Origin of the sequence: Clostridium sp. AF32-12BH (assembly GCF_003477935.1) — a bacterium.
Classification (GTDB): Bacteria; Bacillota; Clostridia; order Lachnospirales; family Lachnospiraceae; genus Brotaphodocola.
Genome location: NZ_QUEH01000018.1, coordinates 1 through 10,817 on the forward strand (window position 1 = coordinate 1; position 10,817 = coordinate 10,817).

A 10,817-nucleotide genomic window follows, 5' to 3' on the forward strand; every position below is an offset into this window, starting at 1 on the left:
TTTTTCAGTTTTTGATTGACTACTTCCATTTCCTTCATTGTTTGTAAATGAAGTTCATTATTTCTTTTTTCATATTCTGCTTTTTGATCTGCAAGACTGAGTCTGGAAATACTGTAGAATAATCCGGCAAAAAGTAAAAGTATAAAACCTGCCATGAGTATTGTTGTAAACAACACCGTTTTCTGGTAATCCGTCAGCACATTGTCAACAACTCCCCTTGCCACAATGCATACCAAAATGGTGTTGTTGCTTTCTATCGGGCAATACCCCAGATAATAGGGGTTCTGTTTTCCCAAAAGTGCAACTCCAGATTCTCTGTTATCAAACTTCTTTTTGAACAAATCAGCCTCTTCTTCTGTAATAGCCTGTTCCCCTTTTAAATGTTTTAACAAAGAATAATTACGCAGGTATTTATCACCACTCTGGTTCGTATACGTAATATTTCCGTCATGATCCAGCATGAACAAATATGCTTTCCCATGATAACCTTTCAATTTTAACATGGAATCCAGTTTCGAATGATCATACACAGTTCCAATTGCCGTATAAGTTTCTCCATTGATCGTATATTCCTGACATGGAATCGCAACCAGATAACCATCTTTTTTCTTCTGATCATAATCAAGGCGCACCAGTTTTCCAATATTGTATCCGTTCTTTAAGTCCAGCAGAAGTTTACTTGGCATATCAATCCGCATTTTTGTTCCACCTGCTGATATTGCCTGACCATTTTCCTGAAGGAATATAAGTGTACTTTCCGATTCTTTTTCCCATGCTTCAAAGAAACTTTTGTTCACATCCGTTTCAAGAGACAGCTCCCTCTCATGAAGTAAAAATTCCTCAACCAACTGCAGCTGGCTGTAGTACCCACTCACCTGAAGATCATAGGTCTGTTGTATCTGTTCAACAACAGCTCCCATACTGCTTTTTCCATTTTCGCTGATATACTTCTTAGACTTACTTATCAGATACTTGATACAAACTAAGCTTAAAAGAATAATAAGTAGTATAAGCAACAGCCTTGTTATTTTTTTTCTTTTCTTTACCGTTTGTTCTATCTCCACTTTTACTGTTCAACCTCTATATAGTCTTCCGGTGCTGACGGCTGCTGTCCTTTTGACATTGCTGCGATCCATGCACTTGATAATGTTGTATCTTTAAGCTGCTCAATCTCACATTTCGGATTTATTTTTTTCAAAACAGACATTGTGGTGTCTGTAAGAAGAATCGAGTATTCCTTTTCTTTGTCTATTTTCTTATCATTAACTGTCAAGTCCTTTAATGAAAATCCACCTTCCGCTTGATTGACGATCATTTTCATACCGGATGCAATTGGTAATTCGTATTTGTTGGTTATGTAAAAATTCTCATCAGCATCGGCGAGATAATTTTTCACGAGTTCATAAACCTGTTTACCATTGATTTTTGCAACATATAATGCTGTATCTGAACTCTTCGCTGTCATCATGCCAACCCGGCTATTGGTGCATTCTCCTTTGTACATAGAAGAAGTGAAATAATAATATGGCGCCAGAGCCAGCTGTGCATCATTTTCTTCTCTGATCGTAGTTAAAATGGAAGATGCTGCATCACGGCCATTTCTATCGTTCAGTGAAATGGAATATTCATTTTCAAAATTCACCGTTGCTTTTTCTTCTGGAGCTTTACGATTCATTACACTGCAAAAAATATCATAAGCCTGTGTTTCATCCATTTCCCCTGACAGTAATCCGTGAACAGCCTCAAGACTTGCATAAAAAGATTTTTGAGCGGAATATCGGATATAAACGGCATTATTATTAATTTCCTCTTCCAGTCCAGGCACATCCTGCATCATGGTTGGAACATCTGTATTCAATGAAATGACGCCGCTTCCATCCGCAATCAGCTTTTGCCCCTCTTCTGAAATCATACAATCCAGCACATCCAGTGCAGTATCCAGTTTCTCCCGGTCTTTTTCCAGATTTTTGTTAAATGCAATGTTTAAGGACGGAGTCATGTATACATAGGATTCATCCGATGTCTGTGAAAAGTAGGGAATACGGATCAGCTCCGCATCCATCTGGTTCTGCAGCTGCTGCATAACCGTCGGATGTCCATGAAACATTGCTGATTTTCCCTCGACAAACATCTGGGTTCCTGTATCGATGTCAATATTGATATCTTCTTTACCAAAGTGCGAGTCCTTAAGAAACTGACTGGTTTCTGAAAAAATACGTTTCCATAATGTATCATCAAACTTCACTTCATCCGCTGCAGTCTCTGCACCGTTTCGCCATTCAATACCATCCAGGCTTGTAAACTCACCGATTGCCGCCGCCTGGATGATTTCATTATTAGACCAGTCTTCCCCAAGATCCATGGAATACGGTTTTATGCCATTATCATAAAACTGCTGACAGGCCTGTACATATTCCTCATAATTTTCTGGAATCTTTACGCCATACTGATCAAACAGTGTTTTGTTGGCAATGATCGTCTGCGGAATACCACAGATTGGCAGCCACTGGATTTCATTCTCCTCATTCTTATAATATTGCACCGCATAAGAATAGTACTTGGAAACAACATCATAAGAAGCAAAATCCATAAGATAAGGCTGTAAGTCCTGTGCATCTGTTCCAGAGAATCGACGTACTGTTATGATATCCGGTAATTCATCATGTTCTTTAAAATAACTGTATAAATCGGTATCATTGTTACCAATAATAAATTCAATATCCTGATCAGGAAACTGTTCATGGATATAGGGTGCAATATTTTTCATCAAACGATTTTCCCACAGATAAACGGTAAGATGATCATCGTTTTTAGATACTTCTTTCTTTGACTGTCCACATCCAGACAAGACAGCAGTTGCTACAAGTACACCTGACACCACTGTTATCAGACAACGTTTTGCCTTTTTCATACTTTACCTCTTTCTTTCCTGGTAAAATCATTATTGTTACGTCTGTGAAATAACTCCATAAAAAAGCACTGTCAGACAGACAGTGTACATCATTTCATGCAACTGGCTGCCATTTTAAAGGCCCTGTAGCTTTGCGTCCCAGACTTTCATCTGGTTTGCCGATTTCCTTATTATAGCTTTTAAACTTATGTAAAAAACTGGTTTTATTATACTATAGCGCTCTACTGTACACAAGAAAAACATTACCGTTTTAACGCCTGAAAACCAAAAAAAGAACAACCGATAGACGGTATGAAATGATGTGCTTGAATATTCGTATTAAGCCATATCTGCATCACTGCGTCCATATCGCTATCGCTGTATTGTCTTAATTCTATATTCCGTACACTGCCATGCCCGCTATTGCGGATAATACGATTAAAAGAATAGGCGACAGCTTCTTCTTTGCAAAATGCCTATACCCAAACATCGAAGCAACCAGAATTGCCGTAAGGATGATTGCCTGCAAATTAATCTGGATTGCTGAAATCGCTCCAAAGCAGTTTCCAAAGACCATATAAATACCAGTTGCAAGAACAATGCCGATCACACAGGGCTTCAGACCACGCAAAACCGCTTGAACATACTTGTTTGTGAACCTCACATGACTAAAGTCACGTGCTTCTCAGCCGCTTTAAGCGACAAGACTAAATATCGGCGGATACGCCTGTAACTTAGAACAGCGCAACTATGCGCAATGTCCATGCCGGATACGGCAGGTTTCCACATTACAGGTAGTCCACTGAATATCTGCCTGCATTCATGCGGATTTAGAGTCTGCCAATACATCGTGCAGCACTCTCAAATCTGCATAAACACATGAGGTTCTACGCTTTATTGAAGGAACTTTTGCCTCCAGTAAAGACCTTTCCGTTTCCGGGAAGGGTTTTAATAATTCTCTGATAAAATATCTTGCTCCAATATTATAGGATGCAGATAAATCACAGTTGTATGTTTTCCCATTTTTGAATACACACAAGCTGTGATTCTTTTTGCTTCGCTCTACCATACCACTTCCATCATAAGCAAGCCTACTGGTATTGTAGGCACAGACCCTCGCCAGTCTCATTCCATGTCTGTGAGCCTGATGCTCGCATATATTCTGAATATCCCGTTTTCTCCACATATGAAGCTGCTGACGTTTCTTTCCGGAAATAACCCCTTTTATCTCTAAGTACTCAAAGACCAGTACATCTGCCTGATATTTCCCCGCATATGTTACGATTGCATTTGCGATTTTCCTGGATAATTCCATGTTTAGTCTTTTAGCATAGGTCCATCTGCTCTTTATCTGCCCGGAACCATGTTCTCTTTGAAATCTGCGAATTCTGCCCAAAACATGGTACAGCCGGTCTTTGTCACTGGGGAAATCTATAAATTTTCGTCCCAGAATAGTTCCGTCTGAACGCATGATTGTGCAAACCGCATCCGTATTGATTCCCAGATCTATGCTACAAATGATTTGCTCATTTACAGCATGCTTCGTCAATATCACATCCTCCGTATAAGAAAATCTCAGAAAATATTTTTGATGCTTCTTCTCCAGAACTGGGGCCATAGCGCAAACTCCTGACCAATGTTTTCTCAGATATTCCATATCTGTATGCAGCAGAGAAACGCGAAACCATTTCCAGTCATAACCATCATATAATTTTAGATATGCAACATCTTCCCCTGACTCGCTCGGTTTGTACATGACATCTCTGTAAAATACCGGCATCGCATGATTTTCATATACGAGCTTCGGCTTCCCTGATAAATCGCCGTTTTCCCATAATTTCATTCGTGTTTTATAAGAAGATACACTTCCAAGTGCATGCTGAATCGCTGCGCGCCTCAAGTAAGATGGCATTTTAACAAAGCGCTGATCAAAATCAAATCTGGCCACATTTTTCTTTGTATTATGTACAAGATGTTCCGCTTCATTAAACCGCTTTTGGGCATTCTCAATTTCTGAAAGTTCTTCCCATACTTCATGATAAACTTTAGTCAGATAAGAAACTGCCTGACGATAAATCCTCAGTGTATGGTGAAGGGGAATATTCTGTTTTTTAATTTCTACACCATAACTGGATACCGTCTTCATAAGATTTTCCTACTTTCGCTTTTCTTTCTCCTTCTGCCCTTCTATGTACGACAAAACCTGTTCTTTACTGCGCTCACTCACTGTCACTACACAATAGGAAGGATTCCAAAGGTGTCCACCCCACAACTGCTGTTTTAATTCCGGATGTGAAAGAAATAACTGTCTGGCAATATTTCCTTTCATGATTTTAATCATGTCAGAAATAAAGAACTGTGGGCGACAATCCACAAGCAGATGAATGTGATCCGGCATTACCTCCATAGCCAAAATCTGAAAGTGATACTCTTCCGCCAATCCTTGTAACATTTCTTTGCATTCCACATCGATTCCATTTGCTAAAACTTTTTTACGGTATTTTGTACACCATACCAAATGATACTGTAAAGAATAAACATAACCTCTACCATACGAAAGACTATTTTCCTTAATATTAAATATATTATTATCCATATTTATAGTATACCATATGTATTGCCAAGATGCAAATGTATGTTCGATTCTTATTTATATTTTTTGCACGCCTAACTCATCACTAAAGTAACGAGAATGCGGCGTGCATTTTTTCAATAAAGCTATATTCAGAATCTAAATTTACAAGTGAATAATCTTTTACCTGACACACTGTAAAGTCTTGCTCAATCCTTTTTATTTCCATAGACTTATTCATTATCCTTTTTCATGAATTCAATATATTCCTGCCCCCAATTATGCATCGCTTCTATTACCGGATGAAATTTTTCCCCAATTTCTGTCAGCGAATATTCTACCTTAGGCGGAATCGACTCATATTGTTTTCGCTCCACCAGACCATTTTCCACCAATGTCTTTAATTGAACAGATAAAGTCGCATGTGTCATCTTTGGCATAAGACGCAAAAGATCATTGAAACGGATGGGACCATCTTCCAGATAATGCATAATTAAGACAGCCCATTTTCCTGAAATCAAACTCTGTGCTGTCGCATAAGGACATTTCCCAAAACGATCTTCCATTGTCGAATCCGTTTCAAATAATCTTTCCATATCATTACCTCTTATACATCAAATTCATCTTTTAAATCCATCATTCCACGAATCTCTGCATGACCATTCTCAAGATAGAACATTCCCATCTCCCAGCCATTTTTATCATACAGATTCATAATCTGTGGCATTGCTGTACGCACCTTTTTCAAAAGAGCCTCATCTTTCACAATCTTTACAGTTCCATCATAACGCATAAACTCGTTGCCATTAACGGCTAACACTTCAACGTGGGGATTTTGCATTAACTGCAAAAAAACATTTTTGAACGTACCACATCCAAAATATAATTTACCATCATCTAACATATGGAATCCAAATGGACGTCCCTTTGGTTTATCTCCATCTGTAGTCAAAAAATAAAATATTTTTGCCTCATCTAAAAATTGATTTACTTTTTCAATATTTGTCATATTGGTATCCTCCTTGTTTATATAGTCATATTTTTGAACTGGTTTAATTATATGACTGATAAAGTAATGCATCAAGTACGATTATTTTTGATACTTGGTATCTTGAAGAATACCTATGTTATCTACACAAATTCCGACTTACCGAATTTTCCCTTCACATCTATTCCACTGCCTGCAACCACCCAAAATGGTCGAGTTGCCGGATTGGTTGTCAGCCCTTTCCGTTTTTCAAAAATCAGCCCAAAATGCCTGACATCTAATCCACTGCCTCAAATCGTGACATCTAATCCGAGGTCACAACCTGACACACATTTTGCAGTAGATATGTTTCCATATAAGAAAACCGAGCTTTTTCAGAAGTCTGGCTTCAAATCCAAACCTCCAAAAAAGCCCGGAAATACGCCGCTTTCTGGCACTTATTTATCTTTTCTTGACATCAATACTACCGTCTCGACTGTTGTTTCGGTTTCCAAGGGAAGTTCTTTCACTTCCTCGCCATCAATAGGCACAGGGAAATTGAATACAATCTTCTTTATCCAGCTTCCGTCTTTTCTCTTTTCCGGGAACATCTCAATTCGCTCGATAAAGGCTTTCATAAACTCTTTCTGTTCTGCTTCCGTTGCGGAATGGTAGACTTCATCAAATGCCAGTAAGAGCCGATAAATGTTATCGCCGGAGATTTTCTCCTGCTGGATGCTGCGTATCTGACTTTGCAATTCGCCAATCTGAACTTCGATTTCCTCTATCGTATCATACTGTTCATCATATCGGCGCTGCAAATCCAAAATTTTTCTGTCATAGTGGGCATCGTTGATGTCCAAGGTATCCATCTGACGCTCCAAGCGGCTTTTCGTTCCAAAGGCTTGCTTTAGCTGTCCTTGCAGAACGGCGATCTGCTTTTCCATATCCTCTGTATCAACCGCCGTTCCGATTTTCGCTTGAATTGCTTCTACAAATCGGGGATTATTGACCATAGCGGAAATGATCTTTGCCACAAATTTATTGATTTCCGTCTGCTCGATATTGAGCCGGAAGCTACACTCATGCCCTGTGGGTGTAACCGTATTTTTGCAGTAGTAATAATACCGTGTTTTCTTGTCCTTGCTGTGTGCCTTGGCGATATTGCCGTACATACTCTTGCCGCAGCATGGGCATTTCAAGATACCGGACAGGATGTGTGCGTGGTCTGGATTGTTGACCTTTTCCCGCTTAAAGGAATTGATCTTGCGCTTTTCCTGTGCCAGATACCAATCCTCTTCAGAAATGATAGCTTCGTGCTGTCCTTCATAAACCGGAAACTCCGACTGCTCAACCACGTGCATCTCGTTTCTTGTACCCTGTTTCTTTTCAGTTCTTCGTCTGCCGTAAGCAATCTTTCCCATATAAACAGGATTGTACAATACATTTTTCACAAAATCTCTTGAAAATCCCGGAATGGTGTTATTCTGTCTTAGTTTCTTTACATAACCATTGCGGTTCAGATATTTTGCAACTCCTGCAACACCCTCATTAGTGTGAATGTAGCGGTCATAAATGACACGAATTACTTCCACTTCATCCTCTGCAATGACAAGGTTTCCGTTTTCCAGTTTGTATCCATAGGGAGCGAAACCGCCGTTCCATTTGCCTTCACGAGCCTTTTGCTCCCGTCCTGCCATTGTCTGTGTGCGGATATTTTCTCGCTCAATCTCTGCCACCGCAGACAGCACAGAGATCATCAGCTTTCCGGCATCCTTGGAGCTGTCGATGCCATCCTCCACGCAGATCAGATTAACACCGAAATCCTGCATGAGCTGCAAAGAGTTCAGAACATCCGCCGCATTTCTGCCAAATCGGGACAGCTTAAAGACCAGCACATAAGAAACATCATCTTTGCCGTCCTGGATATCGTTCAGCATCCGTTGGAAGTCCTGCCGCCCTTGGATGTTCTTGCCGGAAAAGCCTTCGTCAGAATACTCCCCGGCAATAATCATATCCTCGTATGCCGCATACTTCCGCAGCTTGTCACGCTGGGCATCCAAACTGTACCCGTCAACCTGCATAGAGGTGGACACTCTTGTATAAAGATAGCATTTAAGTTGTTTCTTTTTCAGAATCTCCACCTCCCTCATTCATTTCTTTTACCACAAGTCCTTCGTTGCGGATATAATACTCCAAAAGCCACAGCACATAATCCGGTGCATGGCGGTTGTCCAATTCCCACTCGGTCATAGTCCGATAAGGGATATGGACGAGCTTGCAAAAATCTTTCCGGTTCAGTCCTGTGCTTTCACGCAACTTAATAATTCTGTTTTTACAATCCATCCGTCTTTTCTCCATAAAAGCAAAAAGTACACGTTGCGTAATCATTATAGCATAGCCGCAACGAATACGCAACGTGTACATTGCAAATTTTACGCAGCCTTATCCGTCAGAAGCTGCGCTTGATTACTTTCCTCGGAATGCTCCACTCCCTGCGGTGCGTCCTGTTCCAATTTATCCAAAACCTGATGTCCATATTTCTGGAGCATCTGGCTCATAACATCCACACAGCGGTCAAATGCCGCATTATATTTCGCTTCCTCATAATATTTCTTCAATAGGCGATTCCTCCATCAAAGTTCCATATCCTGTCCACGCTTCCGGGCAGGGTGTTCGTGTTCCTGTGTTTGCTTTCCTCTGATGAGGATAGAATTGATAAAAGCCCGAACCTTTTCGGATGCGATTTCCAGTGCATCCAGAAAGGGTTGGGCTTTCTTTTTCAGCTCTTGATATTGTTCATGCAGCGCATCGTACCGCTGCTTCCATGTTTTTGCACTTTTCTCCGCTTGCTCGAATTTCTGCTTGTACTTGATCTTCTCTGCCTTTTCCGCAAAGCTACTGACAGCATAATCTTTGAGTGTGCGGCATTCATCCGGTGTCAGTGTGATATTGTTTCCGAATGTGGCTTTTTTGCCCATTACTTCAATGTCCTGCACTGTCAGCGCAATGGTCTTTGCCGCCTTGGTTTCCTTTTGCAAAGATTCCAGTTTCTTTTTCTGTTTTGCTGTGGCAGCTTTGGCATCCTCCAAATTCTGTTCTGCCTGTGCCACCTGCCCGGTCACAGCTTCCAGCCGCTGCTGTTCTGCCTGCACCTTGAACTGGGTCACAGTCAGATGTTCCTCGGTGCTTCCACGTTCTCCACGCTCCAGATCGGTATATCCGGCAACTCGCATGAAATGAAAAAAGTCATCCTGCAACACACTGTAGGATGACCTCAAAATCTTTTTTCCTCTTGCGTTCAACATTGGATTACCGTCCTCGTCAAGCACCGGCTTGGACTCCCATTTCTTACTGCGGCTGACCTGTGTGATGACCTCCTTAACGGTTCCCCGGAGGGCTTCATCCTTGCATCGCTTCGACCAAAGTATCTGCTTTTCCACCACCGGGATATAAACCACATGAAGGTGGTAGTGGTACACATCTTCGCCCAAAGCTTCGGACATTGCTCGGTTGCGCTCATCGGCGTGCATCACAGCGGAGAGGATATACTGCTCACCACCTACGATCTCCGCAGCGGCTTTATAGGCATCGGCATAAAATTGTTTTGCAAATTCATAGCCGCCGCGGTTGTAGAAGTAAGCGGAGTTCACATCGAAAACCAGCTCGCCGTATTTGACGGCATCGGGTTTCAGACCTCTGGTGGAGATCACACCATCCTGTTCCATCTGCTCAAACATTTTTACATAATCGTCCGTGGGTGCTTTGAAATGGACGTTCAGAGAAGTGCGTTCCGGCACGATGTCCTGATTGCTGTAGCTGTCCTTTTCACGCTCATTGTGTTCCTGTACCTTCGCCACATCCGCAGGCGTTTCCAAGTCCTGATTCCGGGCTACGGTACGATCTATTCCATCATTTCTTGCCATTGAATTTTTGCCCTTTCTTTGGGATTTGCAGACAGCGGGGAGCTACGGAGAAGCACTTTTTCAAAGTGTAATAACCCACTATGACACTTTCATCCATACTGGCTGCAAAGTGCCGTGGGCTCTCCGAGGGCTCTCCCGAGGGGGAATGCGGTCACTGCGGTGACCTCTGCTGACCAAGGCGAAAATGTCTGCGCCTTTTCCTATGGTCAGCCCCGTCTGCATGAAGCTGTTCTGTGTCAACTTCCTCTTGCAGCCGGTGTCCACAGACACTTTTTCAAAAGCCTGTGAACATAGAAACAGCCCGAACGAGAGGATGTGTGCTGTTTCTATAACGAGCGTTTCACGCTCTTTTGCTGCGTACATACGTACCAGCAATGGGATTTACTCGACCTGCCGCCATTCCTCCGGAATGTCCTCCGGTACGTACGTACACGGCGAATCTCCGTAAAACCCATTTATATG

10 protein-coding genes, 1 pseudogene and 1 riboswitch are annotated in these 10,817 nt (G+C 41.6%); all 11 genes and pseudogenes read right to left on the minus strand.

All coding sequences use genetic code 11. The features are described from left to right. Positions 1 to 920, minus strand: a pseudogene (locus DWZ40_RS15800) (cache domain-containing protein); the annotation flags it as partial. Positions 921 to 1,066: 146 nt separating this feature from the next. Then, positions 1,067 to 2,911: an ABC transporter substrate-binding protein gene (locus DWZ40_RS15805; protein ID WP_118543852.1), complete on the minus strand. Its 1,845-nt coding sequence runs from the start codon at positions 2,909 to 2,911 to the stop codon at positions 1,067 to 1,069. Positions 2,912 to 3,005: 94 nt separating this feature from the next. Continuing rightward, a riboswitch (cyclic di-GMP riboswitch) is annotated at positions 3,006 to 3,081 on the minus strand. A 203-nt stretch (positions 3,082 to 3,284) separates the two neighbouring features. After that, positions 3,285 to 3,554 (minus strand): chromate transporter, encoded by a 270-nt coding sequence (locus tag DWZ40_RS15810; RefSeq protein WP_118543853.1) that lies wholly within the window; start codon positions 3,552 to 3,554, stop codon positions 3,285 to 3,287. Between the two features lie 156 nt (positions 3,555 to 3,710). Continuing rightward, positions 3,711 to 5,036, minus strand: a complete 1,326-nt coding sequence (locus DWZ40_RS15815; protein ID WP_118543854.1) for an IS200/IS605 family element transposase accessory protein TnpB — start codon at positions 5,034 to 5,036, stop codon at positions 3,711 to 3,713. A 9-nt stretch (positions 5,037 to 5,045) separates the two neighbouring features. Beyond that, complete coding sequence (tnpA, locus tag DWZ40_RS15820) at positions 5,046 to 5,486, minus strand: IS200/IS605 family transposase (protein ID WP_118543855.1); 441 nt, start codon at positions 5,484 to 5,486, stop codon at positions 5,046 to 5,048. Between the two features lie 209 nt (positions 5,487 to 5,695). Then, positions 5,696 to 6,028, minus strand: a complete 333-nt coding sequence (locus tag DWZ40_RS15830; RefSeq protein ID WP_118543911.1) for a helix-turn-helix domain-containing protein — start codon at positions 6,026 to 6,028, stop codon at positions 5,696 to 5,698. A gap of 41 nt (positions 6,029 to 6,069) precedes the next feature. Next, the gene (locus DWZ40_RS15835) at positions 6,070 to 6,471 is read right to left on the minus strand and encodes a pyridoxamine 5'-phosphate oxidase family protein (RefSeq protein ID WP_118543856.1); all 402 of its coding nucleotides are present in this window, start codon (positions 6,469 to 6,471) and stop codon (positions 6,070 to 6,072) included. Between the two features lie 416 nt (positions 6,472 to 6,887). After that, positions 6,888 to 8,582 (minus strand): recombinase family protein, encoded by a 1,695-nt coding sequence (locus DWZ40_RS15840; protein WP_118543857.1) that lies wholly within the window; start codon positions 8,580 to 8,582, stop codon positions 6,888 to 6,890. Continuing rightward, on the minus strand, positions 8,545 to 8,775 hold the full coding sequence (locus tag DWZ40_RS15845; protein WP_040894231.1) for a helix-turn-helix transcriptional regulator: 231 nt from the start codon (positions 8,773 to 8,775) through the stop codon (positions 8,545 to 8,547). The genes DWZ40_RS15840 and DWZ40_RS15845 overlap by 38 nt, the downstream gene beginning before the upstream one ends. Before the next feature lie 89 nt (positions 8,776 to 8,864). Further along, positions 8,865 to 9,050, minus strand: a complete 186-nt coding sequence (locus tag DWZ40_RS15850; protein WP_021683581.1) for a hypothetical protein — start codon at positions 9,048 to 9,050, stop codon at positions 8,865 to 8,867. A 15-nt stretch (positions 9,051 to 9,065) separates the two neighbouring features. Continuing rightward, on the minus strand, positions 9,066 to 10,355 hold the full coding sequence (locus tag DWZ40_RS15855; protein WP_117576307.1) for a plasmid recombination protein: 1,290 nt from the start codon (positions 10,353 to 10,355) through the stop codon (positions 9,066 to 9,068). Positions 10,356 to 10,817 lie beyond the last annotated feature (462 nt).